The sequence below is a fragment of the Bradyrhizobium sp. B117 genome (assembly GCF_038969555.1).
GTDB lineage: Bacteria > Pseudomonadota > Alphaproteobacteria > Rhizobiales > Xanthobacteraceae > Bradyrhizobium.
On record NZ_CP152414.1, the window covers coordinates 8,125,104 to 8,144,286 of the forward strand.

A 19,183-nucleotide genomic window follows, 5' to 3' on the forward strand; every position below is an offset into this window, starting at 1 on the left:
GGATAGTTCGTCACATACTGAAATCGATTGATCCGATCCTAGCGCCCGCGTTTGATCTGGCCTCTCGCATCCATGGTCCATGGCCGCGACCTCGTGGCCGTCAACCCCAACCACCCGGCCACCCGCATCGCCGCCGCGGCTCTGCGAGGAGCGCCTGATTTAGCTGCCGCGCATGAGTTATGGAGAGGACCGTCCGCGTCATATTAACGCTCCATCCGCGCGACGATCTCGTCGATCCCTGCGCGTGATGATGGACGACCCGACCGTGCGCCCGGACGCAGCGCACGGTGCTGCCCGGAATCGACCGCTCGGTCGGCCGTCCCATCTGTCCCGGTAAGCTCTCGCGTGGGGATTTCTCGCGCTACGGATTCGACGTCGTGAGGTGGGTGACGGCGGGGATACTCGTGCTTTCTGATCAGGAAGGGCGTGATCAGAGAGCACTTCTCCGCGCGATCACGTGAAACTCTGCACCCAAATTTGAATGGCCTTCGCGCAACCGAGCGACTATCGTCGATCCATGCCTCGCCTTTTGTGTCTAACTGCTACTATCATCCTGCCGCTGCTGCCGGTCGTCGCGAACGCTGCGCCAATTAATAAAAAGGGACCCAAGCCGGTCTGGCAAGGCTACGGCTTCCTACCCGGCTATCGCCATCGCCGAGCAACAGCATTCCGCTCTACAAGCAGAAGGACTTGATGCGCCGGTTCTCGCGCGTCGACCGACGCCACTGGTATATTGACCCGGTTCCTCAGTATTACGGTTGGGACGGCGAGTGGCACTATTTCGGCCAACCCGGCTTCCGCGGCGGCCGCTACAATGGAGGCAGTTTCGGACCGTGCTGGACGCGGACGCCGATCGGGCCGATCTGGAATTGTGGGTGATCGCGCGCGCCGCTAGGAAACACTTCGCGCCATTGCGCCGGAAATACGTCGCGGCGTTTACTGACGTCCTGCCCCGATCTTCGTCATCGCGCTGCAGCCCACAGGCAGAGCGTGCTCGCAGATTCGATGATCAGGTCTGCCTGCGGCAAATGAGCAGCCAAGTAACCGCGATGACGATCCTGATCCGATCCGGCGCGAAATCGGCCGCTGTTGATCGCCGCCTTTCTGCGCCGCGACCCAGGCCCCCTTGCCGGAAAACATATCGGCCGCTGCAGTGATGCTGGACTCTCGCGGCAAGTTATTCCGAAATGAACACATCCTTCAGCTCGCTTTCCCATTGACACAACAACAGCGACGCCACGCGCGTGCTGAAATCCGCTCAGCTCAAGGAGTTATGAGAACCGATGCAATTGTTTGGCATTTGTTCGAAGCAGTGCACCAGCTCCTCGAGGACAAGGCCATGCGGCAGCCGCTCAGACCATTCAATGCTTCGAGCGCCGGTTGGCAGCGTTAGAAATCCACCACCCGCCCGATGTGGACCTCGTGCGCCGGGTCTGTAATGCAACCCGGAAACCGGAGTGCCCGTCCGGCCATCGATATCCGCTCAAAGATCACCCGTTGTGCAGCTTTGGGCGCCTAAGCGCGATGGTCAGGTCTTTCAGCGATGAATGAGGCGCTCCAAGACTCGTCACTAGAGTCGCGTATTTTTGAGCAATACATCACCCTCCACCGCGCGGGGATAGTGGGACGCCACCTCGAATGATGGCAATAGGTCAAGAATAGCTTGCAGCGACAACTGCCCTTCGTAGAGCTCGCGGTCGCTATATTCCGTGTATACGAAGCGCGTGTTGCTCAAGGTCTGCATGCCGCCGGCGATAACATCGGCTTCGGCTCCCTGAACATCCATCCAGATGAAATCGATCATATTTAGCTTGGCTTCGCTGCACCAATCGTCCAGCCGCCGCGTTTCAACCGAGACAGGGCGATCGAACCGAACCCAATCATATTCAGTAAGATGATTCTTCGGGCGGCGTATTGAGCCGGAGAGGTCCCATTCCTTCGCATCACCATCTGCATTGCTTGGATGGAAGTCGATCATCCCGTTTCGATCACTAATCGCGATTTCAAGCAGCTTCACCCTATTGAGGGATGGCCCCAGCTTCTTCTTGAAGCGCGCGATCGCTCTGGGGTCCGGCTCAAAGCAGTAGAGCTGAGCTTGCGGGCAGAGGTTGAGAAACTGTTGCGTATCGGTCCCATCATTACAGCCGATATCCAGGATGACGGGATTCGGCTTCTGAAGAAGTGAAACAATGTGCTGGTGTACTTCGATAGACGACACGGGTGCTTTTTCCATTGGGCGCGGTGATCGGTTGAATTTCGTCTTTGACGCCGCAATCACACGCCAGACGCGCCGGCACAACGCATATCAATGTATATGATTCATATACCTGTCGGTTCCCTTGAATTATGACAGCCATTTGGAGGCCTGCAGCGACTGCCCTGTAATGCAAATTGACCCTCTATCGGGAGACGAGCGAACTGCGAGCTAGATCGTCTTCTCCGGCCCGTCTTTCGGAGCGGCAGAAAGATCGCTTCGTACTAATGTAAGTCGTCGGCTATTCTCCTCAAAAGGGACGACGACGGGTTGCTGCGCGTAAGCAAAACACTGCACGGCGGTCGTCGCGGATCTCTTCGACTTCTGGCAGGAGACCTTGCTGCGGATCTCCGGCAAATCAAAGCTGGCCGAGGCGATCCGCTATGCCGTCTGTCGGCGCGCCATCTTCGAACGCTTCCCACCGGCGGCCGCATTGAGCTCGACGCCACCACCGTCGAACGCGCATTAGCTAGCAGCCATTCGCAACCTGGCGAATACGACGTAAATGAACAATGTCGACCCATTCGCGTAAATTCAGATGACGTATTGCCAACGCCTTACCTTGGAACGAAATCGACGCGCTTATGCCATAGGACCACGCCCTCTGACGACCTCAGCTTGCCGACGGCGTAGTTCAACTCGAGATTTCACATGCCTTACGGTTGAGTTCGCGCACGCTGTCCCGATGCTTGCAACGTCGGTCCTCAGGCGTGGATCGCTGTTGAGCTGCCGATCTCGCTCCATCACCGACCGTGGTATACAATTTCGAACGTCGATCAGCACAGTCAGTTTAAGTGGACGAGCTCTGCATGATTGCGCCGAATTTTGCGATAGGCCATCATATGCAACTTTAGGGCTCGCCGGTTTACGTCTGCCACAAGCGCGCATAAGCGCTTTCAGCCAGCAGATCAAGATGTCTGCCCTCCGCGACGATCCGGCCCCTGTCTAAGACGACGATCTTGTCGGCACCACAGATGGTGCTGACTCGGTGAGAGATGACCACGACAGTCTTGCCGTCCCGACGCAAATTCTCAAGGAGCCGGTGCACAGTGGCTTCGGCAACCGAGTCGAGGGAGGAGGTCGGCTCGTCCATCCCGGTCCCGGTATAGAACTCGTGCTAACGAAAGGCGCTGCTTCTCGCCACCAGACAAGTTGGCCTACAGTCAGTCTCGTCTCAATCGCCGGAGAAAATGCCTGTAGCGTCCTCTCAACTCTGTTCACAATCCTGCTAATGTGGTGTGGCACGACGCTTGTTCTGGACCGGACCGTCACTCGAGGTGAGTTGCTCTCCTGCTATGCACTGCTCGGCTATATCAACCGACCAATCGCCGACCTGCTCCAAACTAATTGTGCTGCAGGCCGGCCAGCGCCGTCGAAATACGCGACGCTTCGATCGGTGTAAGGGCCGTGAGAAGCCCTGGGCTCAACCGGTGTTTCGGCGAAAGCAATGTCATTTCCGCAACAGCTTGTCGGCCGTGTATCTAAGCGCGTCTGCTTCCGGACAAAGACACGCGCAGCCCCGCCAACGGATCAGCAGACCTGCAGGCACGGATCGTTCAGCTCATTTTTGGCCTGACTCTTGCTGTAATTTGGTTTGTCACAATGTGACTATCAGCAACTTGAGCTCAGGAGACCTGTATGAATTTTCGTCCGCTTCGCGACCGCGTCGTGGTCAAGCGCACCGACGCCGATAAGAATACCGCTTGCGCCGTTATCATTCCCGACACAGCCAAGGAAAAGCTGCAGGCATGGGTCGTTCAGCTCATTATTGGCCTGACCCTTGCTATAATTGGACTTGTCACAATGTGACTATCTGCAACTTGTTCAAAACGCTCAGGAGTCTTGTATGAAATTCCGTCCGCTTCACGACCGCGTCGTAGTCAAGCGCATCGACGCTGATGAGAAGACCGCTGGTGGCATCATCATTCCCGACACAGCCAAGGAGAAACCTTCGCAGGGCGAAGTCATTGCAATTGGCCCGGGCGGCCGCGATGAGACCGGCAAGCTGATTCCGATCGACATCGAGGTCGGAGACCGCGTGCTGTTCGGCAAATGGTCGGGTACCGAAGTCAAGATCAATAGCGAGGAGCTCTTGATCATGAAGGAGAGCGACATCATGGGCGTTCTCACAGATGTGTTTTCCAACAAGAAAGCCGCCTAACCCAGCGCTCGCACAGCTCACTCCCTGAAGGGCGCCCACTTAGGCGCGCTGAAGGGAGAAAATAAGAACTGAGGGAATTCTTAATGTCAGCCAAAGAAGTCAAATTCGGAGTAGACGCGCGGGACCGCATGCTGCGCGGCGTCGACATCCTCGCCAATGCCGTGCAGGTCACGCTTGGTCCGAAGGGCCGCAACGTCGTGCTCGACAAGTCGTTCGGTGCGCCTCGCATCACCAAGGACGGCGTTGCCGTCGCCAAGGACATCGAACTCGACGACAAGTTCGAGAACATGGGCGCCCAGATGGTGCGCGAGGTCGCTTCGAAGGCGGCGGATGCTGCCGGCGACGGCACCACCACTGCGACCGTCCTGGCCGCCGCGATAGTCCGCGAAGGCGCCAAGTCAGTTGCCGCCGGTATGAACCCGATGGACCTGAAACGCGGTATCGACCTCGCGGTCGAAGCCGTCGTTGCGGACCTCCAGAAGAACTCCAAGAAGGTCACCTCGAACGAGGAGATCGCCCAGGTCGGCACCATTTCGGCCAACGGCGACCAGGAGATCGGCAAGTTCCTCGCCGACGCCGTGAAGAAGGTCGGCAACGAAGGCGTGATCACGGTCGAAGAGGCCAAGTCGCTCGAGACCGAACTCGACGTCGTCGAGGGCATGCAGTTCGACCGCGGCTACATCTCGCCCTACTTCGTGACCAATGCCGACAAGATGCGCGTCGAGATGGATGACGCCTACATCCTCATCAACGAGAAGAAGCTCTCCTCGCTGAACGAACTGCTGCCGCTGCTCGAGGCCGTGGTGCAGAGTGGTAAGCCGCTGGTCATCGTCGCCGAGGACGTCGAGGGCGAAGCGCTCGCGACCCTAGTCGTGAATCGCCTGCGTGGTGGCCTGAAGGTCGCGGCCGTCAAGGCTCCGGGCTTCGGCGATCGCCGCAAGGCCATGCTGCAGGACATCGCGATCCTGACCGGCGGCCAGGCGATCTCGGAAGACCTCGGCATCAAGCTCGAGAACGTGACGCTCAACATGCTCGGTCACGCCAAGAAGGTGATGATCGACAAGGAGAACACCACGATCGTCAACGGCGCCGGCAAGAAGGCCGACATCGAGGCGCGCGTGGCCCAGATCAAGGCGCAGATCGCGGAGACCACCTCGGACTACGACCGTGAGAAGCTCCAGGAGCGACTTGCCAAGCTCGCGGGCGGCGTCGCGGTGATCCGCGTCGGAGGCGCGACCGAGGTCGAGGTGAAGGAGCGCAAGGATCGCGTTGATGACGCAATGCATGCGACCCGTGCGGCTGTCGAGGAAGGCATCCTGCCGGGCGGCGGCGTCGCCCTGCTCCGCGCTTCCGAGCAGCTCAAGGGCCTGCGCACCAAGAACGACGATCAGAAGACCGGCGTCGAGATCGTGCGCAAGGCACTGTCCTGGCCGGCCCGCCAGATTGCAATCAACGCCGGTGAAGACGGTTCGATCGTGGTCGGCAAAGTCCTGGACAACGAGCAGTACTCTTATGGCTTCGATGCGCAGACAGGCGAGTATAGCAACCTTGTCTCCAAGGGCATCATTGACCCGACCAAGGTCGTGCGCATCGCGGTCCAGAACGCCTCCTCGGTGGCCGCTCTCCTGATCACGACGGAAGCGATGGTTGCCGAGCTGCCGAAGAAGGCCGCGGCTGGTCCAGCAATGCCTCCAGGCGCCGGTATGGGCGGCATGGACTTCTGATCTACTCTGCCAAATTATCAATGACCATGCAAAACCCTGGCGGGAATGCCAGGGTTTTGCGTCGGCGGGCTTGCAACATAGCCCTAGCAAGCCGCTGTGTGTCAGAAGGTTGCGTAATCGATGCTGTTGCGCATACGGTCGGGCAGATCACGGGGAATGACTTTCTTGAGGATGCTAACGACTCTGAACGGCTAGCGGGCTGGCTGGGCCACGTGGTTTTGCCGCAAAATTGGCGATTTGTTGCCGATTGCTCTCTAGGCGCTTTTTTGTTGTAGTGTTTGCGCCAAATCTCCGCCCTTTTCTGTGCGTCTGCAAGGCGGAGGCACCGATCGTCGCTGAGATTCCGCCCGGAAGCGGCCGTTGAAAGCCTGGATGAACGCATCATCGTTTGGCTTGCCGGGCAGGCAAACCAAGCATAACGCCGCGCTCTCGCCCTCAGTCAAGATTGCGCGAGACAACTCGCTGCCCTGCTCGATGCGGATCGTCGATATCCCACTTCTTTGTAGGCCCTTTCCGGTATCTCTACGACGCCGCGGCCGAAGGCTCGTACTGCGCAAATGCCACAATAGATGCGGATCGGCTTCATGGAGTTCTCTCCCGTGTCGGCACGCATTTTCATTCGCTCCTTTCGCAGAGCAGCAGGCCACGTCGTAACTGTCATCAGCCGCAGGCCAGCCGAGAAGAACATCAGGAAAGCCACAGTTCTGATCGATCGCTACTTCACCATTGGTCACACGAACTCTCGTCTGTTTGGTGCTTTCGTCGAACATCGGGGCCGATGCATCTATGGTGGCATCTACGAGCCCGGCCATCGGAGCGCAGACGGTGCGGTTCATCGTTGCGCAACATACCTAGTTTTGGCCAATGGGAAGAAACGGTCCTCGAACACAGCTTCGATTACGTCGACTAAATCTCAATCCATACTTAACTCGGAAATTACAGTCAGGACATCGCCTCGTTTCTCGCGAGCACCGACGTGAGGACTGCTTTACTGATGAGGTCGTCTTCCTAGCTGATGCGGCTGCGGCCACGCGGCGCTCCAAAAAAAGCGTCTTATGCTCAGCTTCGACGAATGGAACGTCTGGTATCGAACAACGAGGCTACCCCGGCGGTAGACCGCTGGCTTGTGGCCCCCCATCCTTGAGGAAATCTATACAATGGAGGACGCGCTCGCCTTCGGCGGCGCCTGCATTTCCCTTCTGAATCGCGCCGATTGGGTAGGAGTTGCCTGCCTGGCGCAACTGGTGAACGGCATCGCGCCGATCATGACCAAGACAGGGAGGTGCGTGGCGCAAGACCATCTTCTTTCCTTTTGCGCATATGAGCCGCTTTGGTCGCGAAAGACTTTTGCACGCGCAAGAGCCACGGAGGACATGTTTTGAATGCCATATTTCACGTTCGCCTCGCTATGCCGCCCAATGTTGCATGACAGACCTCTCCTCGGTCGGCCCGCTTTGGGACGAGACACCAATCGACAACGCAGAGCGAGTCTTGAGAAGAATGGGAGGTTACTGAAACGAGCGTGTGCCTCCGATAGGTCCGACAAGACTTATCTTAATGAGAGCCCACGCAGCGGTTGCAATAGGTCGAAGTCCCGCAGAACGTGCTTATACTGCACTTACATCGTACCGTTCGGCGTAGGCCGCAGCGTCACCGCCTGAGCAGTTCAGGGTTTTCTTTGTAGAACTTGATGAGTTCGATCAGGTTGTCGATGCCGAAGTCGGTGAACGCCTGGACGCCGTCTTCTCCGACGCCATAGACCCAGATGACGCCATCTTCGATCTCCATCTCGTTGGCGATGTCCCACAGCCAATCTTCATCTTCGCCGAGATCTTTGGCGACCTTGGCGAGGGTGGTGACGTGATGGACCTTGTTGACGTGCGTGGTCATGCTGCTTGAGCGGAGAGTGTTGATGCCGGTGTCCAATTCCAGGGCAGGAGCTCGTCCAGGCGATGAGCCGGGTGGGTCGCGATGCGAGCAAGGACATCGGCCAGCCACACCTGCGGGTCGATGCCGTTCATTTTTGCCGTGACGATCAGGCTGTACATGGCCGCCGCACGCCGTCCGCCGCGATCGGAGCCGCAGAACAGCCAGGACTTTCGCCAAGAGCAATGCCCCTCAGCCCTCGCTCGGCGGCATTGTTAAAGGGTATGATGTTTTCAGCGCTCAAACCCGGTGGAGAGGACTGGTCGTCCGGATTAGTCTGTCGAAGCCGGGATAGGGGCGCTGGAGCACGAAACGGTGGCAGGCCGCCATGACCATGAGCTGTGAGCTCGCTTTGTTACTTGGCCGCCCCTACGACTTGCCCGGCTGCGCTGCGAGCGCGGATCCGTAGATGTCGTGCAAGCCACTGGCATGCCGCGACGCATATCGGTGTGGCGAGTGGCGATCCAAACCCTGACGCCGCTGCACGTTAAGCGCGTCGCGGTCGCCAATCCGAGGCTCGTTCGGGCGATTGCCTATGCGCGAGTCAAAACGGACAAGGTCGATGCTCGGACCCTGGCAAAGTTGCATGCTGCCGGCTTCTTGCCGGAGGTCTGGGTTGCTGACGAGGACACCTACAGCCGCCGGCGCCAGATGGCCGAGCGCGCTGGCGTCTTGGCGCAGATCATCCGGATTAAAAGACGCATGAAGAATTCCGACAGGCTGCTATGAGGGCCTAACCTAATCTCGCTCCGGTCAGACACCTCGATGTCGAGATCGAGCGCACCATCAACGGCCGGGACGCCGACGAGCGTCCCGCTGTGCGCAACGAAAAGAGCAAGCCGCTTCTTGAGTACATGCACGACTTAGAGAATGCCCGGCGCAACGCAGCCGGCAAGAAGGAAATCCCGCTCTCGCCGATCGCGATCGAGGTCGTGCGGAGGATCGATGCACTGTTCGAGATCGAGCGTTCCATCAATGGCAAGAGTGTCGAGAAGCGACTTCAGGTGCGGCAGACGCTGAGCCGTCCCTTGATCGATGATCTTCATGTCTACATGCGGGAACAACTCGCCAAGCTCTCCCGTGGGCATGACCTGGCCAAGGCGTTCAACTACATCCTGAAGCGCTGGACGAGCTTCACCTTGTTCCTCGAGGACGGGCGCGTGTGCCTCTCCACGGATGGTGTTGAGAAGTCCTTACCTTCAGTTCGTGGCAACTTTTTTTGGTTTTTCCTTCCAGGCAGCCACCATGCGTTCGTAGGCCTGCTCGACGCGTGCGACGTAACCAGCTTCCCGTTCGCGGATTTCCTTGATCCAATAGTCCCGGCCCGGGCCAGCCTTGCCGTAGGCACGGGGAGCCCCAGCCTTCAGAGCCACCTTCCGGAGTTTCATCGCCGTGAACGCTGGCCGCGCGTAAGCGTAGTCCTTCCCGGTCGTCAGGACGTGCCAGATCAAGACTGCGAGCTTGCGCCCCGTCGCGACGGCTGCGACCCCGGCCCCGTGCTTTTTCTGCGTTCGGTTGAAGAATGCTCGCAACGGACCCGGCGCCGTCTTGGCTGACCACGCCGCCTCAACCAGCATCTTGCGGGCGTCACGGTTGCCCTGCTTCGAGATCCGGCCATGCCGTGCCGGGTGCTCGCTTGACTGCCGAACCCGCGGAGTCAACCCGAAATAGCTGCTGAGCTTATCCGGCGACGGGAAGCGTGCGATGTCGCCGATGGAGGCCAGTACACTCGATGCGACAAGCGAACTCACGCCGGGGATCGTCATCAGCTTGAGAGCCCGTGGATCGTCCAGAGCCTGCTGGGCCACGACTTTGTCGATCTCCGACAGTTGCTTCGTCACGCGTTCGAGTTCCACGATCAGACGCCTGAGCATTGCACGCTCCTCCGATGGGAGAGGCAGACTGTCCAGCCAATGCTGTCCGCGCTTGCCGAAGAGATAGCCTTTGTAGGGCGGGATGAGGTTGGCATGCAGGATAGCCTTCGTGCGTCCTTTAGTCCGGATGATCTGCGCCAAGACGCCAGCGCGCTCGGCCATCTGGCGCCGGCGGCTGGAGGTGTCCTCGTCAGCAACCCAGACCTCCGGCAAGAAGCCGGCAGCATGCAACTTTGCCAGGGTCCCAGCATCGACCTTGTCCGTTTTGACTCGCGCATAGGCAATCGCCCGAACGAGCCTCGGATTGGCGACCGCGACGCGCTTAACGTGCGGGCGCAGAATACGTTCGACAGCCGCGCTGTTGCCCGTCACCTCGATGACCACCTCATCTTCGAGGCTGAGTGTCTTGGCAAAGGCGACAAGCCGATCGTGGACGAGATCTACGCGGAGCTGTCGGATTATTGTTCCGTCCTCCAGGATCGCCACCTGGGCGAACGATCGGTGGATGTCCATGCCGACGATTTGCATGCTTGGTTCTCCTTGTCTCAGGAGCCAGTGGCTTGCACGACATCTACGGATCCGCGCTCGCAGCGCAGCCGGGCAAGTCGTAGGGGGCGGCCAAGTAACAAAGCGAGCTCACAGCTCATGGTCATGGCGGCCTGCCACCGTTTCGTGCTCCAGCGCCCCTATCCCGGCTTCGACAGACTAATCCGGACGACCAGTCCTCTCCACCGGGTTTGAGCGCTGAAAACATCATGCCCTTTAACAATTGCGCTGAGCGCGCATTGAGAGGCATCGCCTTGGGAGCGCAACTGGACCTTCGCCGGCAGCTAGCGGGGGCCGACCGTGCCGCCATCATGCTGACGATAGTCAGGACCCGTCGCCTGCCAAGTGCTGCTCAAAGCCCTCTTGCCCGGCATGCCCACCCTGGGGCTCTTCCGAGACCGCATGCCTACCTGGGGCCAAGCTGTTACATTGGATGGATCGAAATTGTACGATTCCACGCTAGCCTCACGTCCAAAAACTCAATTGAGCTGCCTCTATTATGGATAGGCTTTCCAGAAGCTGACGAGGCCGTCGCTCGTGAAGCAATGCATCGCCACATCGGCAAAAAGGAAACTGCCCCGCAGCTCTCAATCGTCGCGGTGCTTCCGCTCTGGAGGGCACGCTTCGCGAGCGGCTTGCTCGGACTCGCGGGGCAGCTGTTTCAGGAGAGACTACCGTGCGATTTCGGCCACAATATCGACAAACGATGAGTCGTGAACAGTAAGCGTAGATCGGATCCCGTTTTGATTGGCGCTTCACGGTTATCTTGGCCCGCGTGATGCGCTGACGCGCCTTCCAGCTTCCGGGCAATGCGAAGACACCGGCATCACTGTCCGCTATGAAGCGGCGATAAAATCTATGGGCCGCACGGGCCGCATATGTACGTGCTCGGGAAAAGACGGGTCACCTGTGACATCGAGCTATTCGACATCGTCCGACACACCGCCGACAACCTTCGGAGGACGCGACCGAGGGCATCGGATAACAGTGGAAGGCCGCCCGTTGGACTGGTTTCCGATCCCTTTGCCCGGCTGTCGTCGAAGTCGCGGAGGTAAAGGATCGTCTTTTCGTGAATGATGTCGCAGAGCCGCGTCTTGCAAATATCGATGGGCTTCTGCTGACACCTTCCCGCGGCACATGGCATATGCGAGTTTCACGACCTCTTTGAAGAGATCGGCTTATGTCTATGCTTAACCATACCCTTAGGTCAGACGTCCGCTGGACAGATGGGTGGCTTCCAGCCAGGATGGCATCGCCCCACACCGGCCGCTTTCGTTTTGTGAATCGCGTCGGGTTCGTCAGCTTTCGGAAAGCTAGTCCTTGTACAGTGACATGGAAGTTAGCGGCGCGTGGTAGGGACAGCGCTTGCCCCGTGTATGCGTGGGGCTTTCGGGCGCCGAGTCACGTTTCTGCTAACTTCAACCAGTGCGGGCGTGGCAGCGACAGCGTCTGATTCACCGTCCTGACCAGCGCCGAGTCGCGCCCGCGCTGCTTCCGGTGCAACACTGGGATCATATGTAAGTCATCGGATCTTCCAGATCAAACCAACAGCCAGCTCAGCAGAGAGGGGGTCCAGGCCGTAAATTCGAAAATTGTTGAATGAGCTTGTAGTCGGCTCGCCCCAAAAGTTTGCCGTTAGGCTTGGAACGAACATAGTGCATAGTTTTCACTTTCTGTTCTGATGTTGAGATCTTCAAGCAGATCCGGACCACAGCAAAAGCGGAATGACGAGGACAAGCACGGATTGTTGCCGAGCTCATGGCGAGCGTCGACTCGGTCGTGCGCTGGTGCGACGGCACGCATTGTCGTTGACAGCAGCTGCTTGCCTGGCGAGGTCAGTGGAGAAGCGGCCGGCGACGATTCCAAAGCAGACGAAAAAATACAACTTGTGCCGATTGTGTTGGATGCGTGATGCCCGCCCTTAGCCCTGAGCGCAAGGGCTAAAGGCGTGGAAACCCACACGAGGAGCTTAGCCAACTTAAAGGAAAGTCTAACGGGCCACCGTTCCTGCTTGAGTGCAAGCGCAGCCCATCCAGGCTTTGACACGCCAGGGCACGAGCTCATCAATCTGAGTGACCGGCCAGCCTCTCTCTGGGCATTTTCTTCTCGCTGCATTACTTCCAGAGAGCTTCCGCCGAGCATGGCGCTCCAATGTCGGAAGGGGGCGCCCTGAGCTCTGCTTCACGTCGGGCGCGCGTTGAGGGCGCCACAATCCGTGTTCCCTGCCGTGGTTGCAATGCCGGATGCGTTGCGGGTGTCCGGCATCGATCGCGAAAGGGTTTACTCGCGGGCCTCGGCCAAGTATCTTTGCAACGTCCCAAACACTCACGTCATCCTTAGTGGGACGACGGTCGATATATCATGTCGGTTCGGGTTCCTGTAGCGGTCGGCGAGACTTTTGAACAACTCACCCATCTGATCTGAGCGAACAGTAAATTCCCCATAATTGGGATCAAAGAGTGTCGTCATTCCATTCGATGTCGACGTTACGATTGTGTGGGCGCCACCTGCCGCGAAACGCAAGCTGACCAAGAAGATCGACCCATCGTCGGCGACCTCATTCACGATCTGCTCAATGCGCGAAGATGTACCAAACCTATATCGCGTCTCTTGGGCGAACGGCTCTAGGCCGGCTTCGCATAACATCGTACTTTTTGCCTGAAGGTCGTGGGAACCTTCCGCCCTATTGCTTCGCAACAGACTCTTGAGGTCTTCATACCGCTGTTGCCGCATTGCCGCTGATCTGTGATTTTGAGTCCCCGGGCGCAGCGCCGTCATCCGGGATGATGGGCTACTCGGGAGATTGAGGAGCCACTCCGCTGCCAAGCCAACGCAGATTCCGTTGACATTGGCGCCGGACAATTCCGCAGTCCTGTATTCGAACAGAGGACGAATAGGCCTCGCTGGAGACGATGGATTTGAGCTGGAGGACAGAGAGGATGTGCTGGGCTCCGAGGTGCGTGGACTGTAAATGATTGCATTTGAGGTCTGTGGCTTGCTGCAGCAGAGGCCCATTTTGTCGGACAATTCCCCGCATGGCGGGCTCTCCCGTTGAGCGAGATCCGTCATTGCTTGAGCAAATTGGTAACTGTCCGCCGACCCACTCGGTTCGTCAGCTTGATTAGGGCGCGTGGATCGGTCACTAACTCGATTATACATGCCGGTTCGCCTGCTTCTTCAGCGTACGTTTCCTCAGAGCGAGCGCGGGCTGCTTACGCTCTGCCTGCGAATGATCTTGTGGCAAGCTGACGACGAGCTGACAACCAGATAAATTAGCGAAACTACCGCCCCGCGCCTAATTAGTATCTCGACCGACGCTGCTCACGAGCCCCGCTCCAGATGCGGGATTGTGGCCGGCGAGCTGATGACTGTCGCACAGCGACGGCAGGCCCGACCTTCTGCAATTCCGGATGCAGTCAGGTGATGGGGCGAGAGCGCCTTCGTCACTGAATGAGACCGTCGCCCTGGCCTCGATCTCACAACCATCGCGTTACGCCGCCGGTCGGCACACACTTCTCGCTCCAAAGAGTGCGCAATTCGCGCCGTCGGATCGCCCAGTGATGCCTTGTGAGGATGATCGTCGGCCTGGCGAGATGCTGTTGTTGCCGCCGAACCGCGCTCAGCACGGCTCCGCATTCTTTACCGGGGTCAGTGCACTGTTAGCTTCTCCCGGTCGATAGTAGCTAATTCGGCTGCCCCCCCCGCGCACGGCTACGGTCAATTGATCCTAACATATACACGCTCTTGGCGCCTCGGTCCGGCGGCGCCGAATCGGTCTTCTGCAGCCGCTCGGCGTCACCTTGCGCTTGGATATTCCTAATCAGCTCATCATGGTGCCGCGCTCATCCGCGCGAACAACATTGCTGCCTCTGAGGGCCCTAGTCCAACGATGCCTACAAAGCTCGGCGGCGGCATCGGGATGTCCCGATGAGTGGGTCTCCACAGGTGAAGGCAATATCGGCTGTTATTCACATACTGCGAATATGGCGGATGCAGTTGCATGACGCATTCCTCTTCATCCCAGAACAGGTCTTTTACAAAGCACATCTCTTCCCAATTCGGACAGCGCCGCGGCGTCGAGACCGCAACATGCTCCCAGCCAGGACGAACAAATCCACTTATCTTTAGTTCACACCCGCAAGGCCCCTGCACAAGGAACACGCCGCAAGGACCTGATCCCGGAACCGTAGCGAACCGGCCGTGTTGCACGCGGCCGGCCTCCAGCTTGTCTATCAACTGCGCTCGCACGCCCGCTCCTTTGCTTTTCGGAGGGCCTTAAGACCGACGCGGATTACGTTGTCTCGCAAACCGTTACTGTACCGCTCTTCAGAGCACCATCTGAGAAAGCCGCAGATGTCCATCATCACTCGTTCTCCTGCTATAGTCTTCTAACGATCGCATCGTGGGCGGAACGCCCTCAGGGGCCAACGATTACGTGAGTACGAGCGGTAGCACGATCTGGGCGATGGCGAATCGGTCCGCCGACCGCACCTTCCCGGCTCATAGTTACAACTCGTCATCGAGCCCCTTTCGTGCAAAGCATCTTACTCATCGATGCCGGCCAGTATTGGTCGCACATCGCCGAATACAGCGCGCATCAGCAACACTTATGTCTGCCATCGCTCTCCCGCGCTTCAAGCAAGCGTTAGTACGCATTCATGTCATCGCGCTTGAACGCAAGAAACTGGCGGCACCCTCTCTTCAATGAATTGGTCGTCATCATGGCATTCTCTCTATAGTGGGCCTTGACATCTAGATTCCATGGTGTCTCGCAAAGCCAGTGATGGCTCCAGCTGATCCGACGATATTACTGCTTGGCGAGATCGTGCCTGATCATTCACGGCTTTCTCGTCGATTCTGAACAGTGGCAATGCGCCCGACACGATAGAAACAGGGTGCGCGAATCGGCCTGCGCCCAGAGCCGCGGACGCCTGGCATGAACTGACGTCGAACCGACGACATCGAGCGGATCGCCTGCCATCTCGGCCTCTCCTCGTAAGCTAACGGTCAGGAACAATGATTAGTCGATCTCAATCATCGTCGGCCGATCTCCACGCGACGCTACGATGCGAATTCGAACTCATTGCTCAGGGTATGGCGCTCGCGATACGCTCAGCCGTTTGCAGCTAATGCGGGTGTTGTCTTTCAGACATGGACGTCGAGAATCCGACCTCTGGCAGCGGCTCTATGTCGCCAACGCCCGACCTACGCGCTTTTGGTGGCATCAAAGCGGTGCGGATACTTCTGCCTTGTGGCATGTAGATTGCTGCGGTGACGGAAAGCGACGCTAACTGTACCGATGATACGCGAGCATACCATCGGACGGAGGCTCGCCGCGCAACAGACAAACATTCCGATACTCTCCTTGCAAGAGGACCGCGAGATTATGAGTGGTACGAGGCATGCGAAGTCCGGCATTTCTCAGCGGACCAGCGCGACGTCTGATGAAATGACGCATTGGCGCGCACCAAAGCACCCACCGATCAGGCATTACGGCGCCGATTGTCGCTCCCGGTCGGCGCAAAGGAGGTGGAACCCTTGGCCGCTGGCCGCACTCCTCATAAATGTGCTGCTTTGGGCCGGGCTCTACTGGATCATTGCAGCGTTCTTCTGAATAAGCTGGCGGATGGCAGAGGCGCTAGGCGCTTTGCGACGCCTCTCGCATCCGCGGCCGCACCGTATAGGCACGCACCATCAATGACGCAGATATCTCGAATTGGCGAAACTGATATGCCATTGCAGCCGCAACGAAGTTCCACATACTGACCTGTAACAGCTGAACGTTCTGGCGCGGATTGGCTCCGGGCTTCCGCGTTACTGCGACGCATAGACTGCAAATTGAGGTCTAGGCTGCGCATTTTCTTATGAGTATTTGCTTTCGAGAAGCTGACTAAGGAAGTAGGGCTGAAGGAGCGTTGGGCAGGCGGATTGCTCCGCCTTATGTCGCTATCTGGACCGCGGGACAGGACCGTCAGGATGCCCCGCCCTACGGTGCCCCCTCAACGTCCCTTCCACGCACTGACTTCCTTGCTGCGCGACATCTGCGTGGCCATTGGGTCGGATAGCGATCAACACTTTACAGCTCTTCCTCGCGTCACGTATCGTCCTCGTCTTTGTGCATCTGCCACACGTGGGCGCGCCGAGCTAGCTTGTCGTATTCCACGGCGATTTTGAGCAGCCTGTCTTTGGCTCTCCCGTCAGCGAGCGCTTCCGCTTTCTTTCGCGTTGCTTCCGCACGGCCTCGCCAGTGCTCGGGTTGGTAGAGTTTACTTTTCGTATTCATGCCGAGAGCATGCAATTCGCAGATCAAAGAAATGCGACACCGGCGCTCCGTATAATCACGTAACAGCGACGCTCGAAGCCTCGGGTGCTGAAGGGGCAGTCGCCACGCACAGCCGCTATTCTGACGCGCCACAGTGCGCGTTGCAGCCGAGGCTCGCACGAAGAATGCACAGCCTCGACATCCTCAGACGATTAGACGCACGAAGGGACTTGAATCGCACGTAGCGTTAGATTGTACGATCCTAGACAAGCGGGAACCACCTCCGACAATCCAGGCCGTTCCAGACACGTCAAGAGAATCGCGAATGTTTCAGATATCCAAACTCACCTGGCGCGACTCGATCGGGACGCTAAGATCCTCAAGGTGCATCCTTGTCCGCGCTGCGTCGGAGCTGCTCCTATCGCGACTGGACGAAATCGCGCGTTTCGAGCTCTACACGACGGGCGCTCCCATCACCGCAACCTCAGCGCAACGCCAGACGGAGACTCCATCCCAGATACCTCACCCAACGTCTTCACATAACGCGGAACACAGGCGCGACTACAGCAAACATAGTCTCGGCGCGCGCCATCATGGTTCACTCTGAACCGTCGAATGTATCATGAACAGTGGCTTGGCGCACCTGCGGGTTTTGCCTGCTCTCCCTGCCTCGCGATAGGGCCATGCCCTTCATCCCGGCGTCGCGCCGGCTACGGCGTCATTGGTCAGTCGGTGGTAGCTTGCGCCAGAGCACCTGAGCACATGTCAGGCCCAAACAGTGCCTCGCGACATCCAGGCATGCACCGAACCACTGGATGCTGCGGAATGATTACTTGCTGGGCCAGCTCAGCCGCCAGTACTTCCACTCTTCGTGGTGCTCCGCCACTACAGCAGGTGTTGTTTCTGTCGTGCCGGACGGATGACCAGCACCGCACGAACGCAAAAGCGGAAGAACGAGCATGCCGGCACCTTCCTTAAGCAGTTCCGGCCTGTTTCCTGGCTGACAGGTCACGTTGCGCTTCGCGCGGGAAGATCAGTAACGCAGCCAACCGGACTTGAATGGATATCATGACTCAAAATCAACGAAGTCAGTTGGCTTCGCGCCTCACAATCTCCCGCTGCGCCATTGCTCTTGTCGCCGCAATGACAGCTGTAATCCCAGGGCCGGTCAACGCGCGCGATGAAACGCCGACCGCAGAAGAGAAAGAGGCTTGCATGGAGGACGTGTTCCGCCTTTGTAGCAGCCACATACCAGATCGCACCGCTATCACTGCCTGCCTCAGATCCAAGCAAGCGAGCCTCAGTCAGCGATGTCGCTACGTGATCTCCGTGCGAGACACTGGCAAGAAAAGCAGCGACTCGAAGTGAATGTGGCGGCCTGTTCATGTGCCTATCCGGGGTAGTGATCCCAGCGTGACCTGCAGGATGGTCACCCGCGGTCAGGTGACGAGCATGGCCGCGCACAATTGACCAACGCTATGGTTCAGTCGCGCTTGTCGAGATAGGCGAGTGCAGAAGTTACCCTTCGATTGATTGCCAATAGGGGGTGGCGTACGTTATCGAAACGCTGCACAAGCTTGAAATTCGCTCTGCAATCCTACCATGAGGTTGATGCGGACCCCCTCTTCGAGCGCGAATGTTCGGTGCAGCCCGTTTGCAAAAGTTCATCCAGGACCTGCACTTTCGCAGTCCGACATTGTTTCAACTGGGCATGCAATCGAGCTCAGGCCCTGCGCGGCGGCTCCGATACGCGTATACGTCCCGCCCAAGCAAAGTACTTCGTCTCGATCCGCATGGCGTATGGATCGACAGCGGCATCATGCAAGGCAGGCACATCACGCCGTTCCATGATCTCCAAAATCATCTTGCCACCGCAGAGGCTGCCCTGAACACCGATCGCATCGACGCGCCAGCAGGGCGCATTCTGCTGTAAGGCAGAACCGAACATGACCGGCCCTCACGCCGGCGGATCAACGGGACGCGTCCATCGCACTATGAACGGGCCACCTTCATTTACAACCAGGTGGGGTTATTGTGTAGAGCCAGCTGAGATCGGGCTCGACCTCCCCATCACGGATAGCCTGGAAGCAGGTAGATGAAGCCGCTTCAACGGTTCGCCACCGCGCGACGGCAGGCTACAAGAAGGATGAGGTGATCCGGCCGGAACACCGCGACAAAAGGCCATTGCCGCCAAAAAACAGCGTCATCAGTCCTGCGACAAGCAACTGCAGTGTTCTAGCTGACCGACGATCTCCTCTCGACGGCACCACCGAAATGGAGAGCTTGACCCTCACGTAGCGTCAGGTTGTAGCCTCACCAAGCATGCCCACACTCAACCGCCTGCCGCCTCAAGCGTCAATGAGGCCATGCCACGTGGGACGGGCCACTGCATCAAGGCAATCGGTGCCGGGTCTCTTCAACGATGTCTTGCGGAAG

General features: G+C 58.3%; 9 protein-coding genes and 8 pseudogenes. 9 read left to right on the forward strand and 8 right to left on the reverse strand.

All coding sequences use genetic code 11. The features are described from left to right. Positions 1–481 precede the first annotated feature (481 nt). A pseudogene (locus AAFG16_RS39195) lies at positions 482–879 on the forward strand (hypothetical protein). Between the two features lie 691 nt (positions 880–1,570). On the opposite strand, the gene AAFG16_RS39200 reads toward AAFG16_RS39195, so the two are convergent. Then, positions 1,571–2,218 (reverse strand): FkbM family methyltransferase, encoded by a 648-nt coding sequence (locus tag AAFG16_RS39200; protein ID WP_271608528.1) that lies wholly within the window; start codon positions 2,216–2,218, stop codon positions 1,571–1,573. 334 nt (positions 2,219–2,552) lie between these two features. On the opposite strand from AAFG16_RS39200, the pseudogene AAFG16_RS39205 reads away from it, so the two are divergent. After that, positions 2,553–2,847 (forward strand): annotated as a pseudogene (locus AAFG16_RS39205) (transposase); the annotation flags it as partial. Between the two features lie 272 nt (positions 2,848–3,119). Here AAFG16_RS39205 and AAFG16_RS39210 read toward each other — a convergent pair. After that, positions 3,120–3,405 (reverse strand): annotated as a pseudogene (locus AAFG16_RS39210) (peptidase C39); the annotation flags it as partial. Positions 3,406–3,422: 17 nt separating this feature from the next. Between AAFG16_RS39210 and AAFG16_RS39215 the strand changes: the two are divergent. The 4 genes and pseudogenes from AAFG16_RS39215 to groL all read left to right on the forward strand — a co-directional run. Next, positions 3,423–3,602: pseudogene (locus AAFG16_RS39215) on the forward strand (hypothetical protein); the annotation flags it as partial. A gap of 290 nt (positions 3,603–3,892) precedes the next feature. Then, positions 3,893–3,994: pseudogene (locus AAFG16_RS39220) on the forward strand (co-chaperone GroES); the annotation flags it as partial. Between the two features lie 106 nt (positions 3,995–4,100). Continuing rightward, positions 4,101–4,415 (forward strand): co-chaperone GroES, encoded by a 315-nt coding sequence (locus AAFG16_RS39225; RefSeq protein ID WP_027562730.1) that lies wholly within the window; start codon positions 4,101–4,103, stop codon positions 4,413–4,415. Between the two features lie 83 nt (positions 4,416–4,498). Next, positions 4,499–6,139, forward strand: a complete 1,641-nt coding sequence (gene groL / locus AAFG16_RS39230; protein ID WP_092219351.1) for a chaperonin GroEL — start codon at positions 4,499–4,501, stop codon at positions 6,137–6,139. A 254-nt stretch (positions 6,140–6,393) separates the two neighbouring features. On the opposite strand, the gene AAFG16_RS39235 is transcribed toward groL, so the two are convergent. Next, complete coding sequence (locus AAFG16_RS39235) at positions 6,394–6,975, reverse strand: hypothetical protein (RefSeq protein ID WP_342734028.1); 582 nt, start codon at positions 6,973–6,975, stop codon at positions 6,394–6,396. 321 nt (positions 6,976–7,296) lie between these two features. Between AAFG16_RS39235 and AAFG16_RS39240 the strand changes: the two genes are divergently transcribed. After that, positions 7,297–7,521, forward strand: coding sequence for an alpha-L-arabinofuranosidase C-terminal domain-containing protein (locus AAFG16_RS39240; protein WP_342734030.1), 225 nt, complete (start codon positions 7,297–7,299; stop codon positions 7,519–7,521). A 268-nt stretch (positions 7,522–7,789) separates the two neighbouring features. Here the strand turns inward: AAFG16_RS39240 and AAFG16_RS39245 are convergent, their stop codons facing one another. Together AAFG16_RS39245 and AAFG16_RS39250 are read right to left on the reverse strand one after the other, a co-directional pair. Continuing rightward, a complete protein-coding gene (locus AAFG16_RS39245; protein WP_283081635.1) occupies positions 7,790–8,029 on the reverse strand; it encodes a hypothetical protein in 240 nt (79 codons plus the stop codon). Further along, positions 8,026–8,282: pseudogene (locus AAFG16_RS39250) on the reverse strand (transposase domain-containing protein); the annotation flags it as partial. The gene AAFG16_RS39245 and the pseudogene AAFG16_RS39250, both read right to left, overlap by 4 nt. Positions 8,283–8,527: 245 nt before the next feature. On the opposite strand from AAFG16_RS39250, the pseudogene AAFG16_RS39255 reads away from it, so the two are divergent. Together AAFG16_RS39255 and AAFG16_RS39260 are read left to right on the forward strand one after the other, a co-directional pair. Then, positions 8,528–8,776 (forward strand): annotated as a pseudogene (locus AAFG16_RS39255) (IS110 family transposase); the annotation flags it as partial. A gap of 155 nt (positions 8,777–8,931) precedes the next feature. After that, positions 8,932–9,237, forward strand: a pseudogene (locus AAFG16_RS39260) (transposase); the annotation flags it as partial. Positions 9,238–9,264: 27 nt separating this feature from the next. On the opposite strand, the gene AAFG16_RS39265 reads toward AAFG16_RS39260, so the two are convergent. The 3 genes from AAFG16_RS39265 to AAFG16_RS39275 form a co-directional block, all read right to left on the reverse strand. Further along, positions 9,265–10,452, reverse strand: coding sequence for an IS110 family transposase (locus AAFG16_RS39265; RefSeq protein WP_342741038.1), 1,188 nt, complete (start codon positions 10,450–10,452; stop codon positions 9,265–9,267). A 2,358-nt stretch (positions 10,453–12,810) separates the two neighbouring features. Continuing rightward, a complete protein-coding gene (locus AAFG16_RS39270) occupies positions 12,811–13,644 on the reverse strand; it encodes a YopT-type cysteine protease domain-containing protein (RefSeq protein WP_333938631.1) in 834 nt (277 codons plus the stop codon). A gap of 4,826 nt (positions 13,645–18,470) precedes the next feature. Next, complete coding sequence (locus AAFG16_RS39275; RefSeq protein WP_271608537.1) at positions 18,471–18,695, reverse strand: hypothetical protein; 225 nt, start codon at positions 18,693–18,695, stop codon at positions 18,471–18,473. Positions 18,696–19,183: the final 488 nt, after the last annotated feature.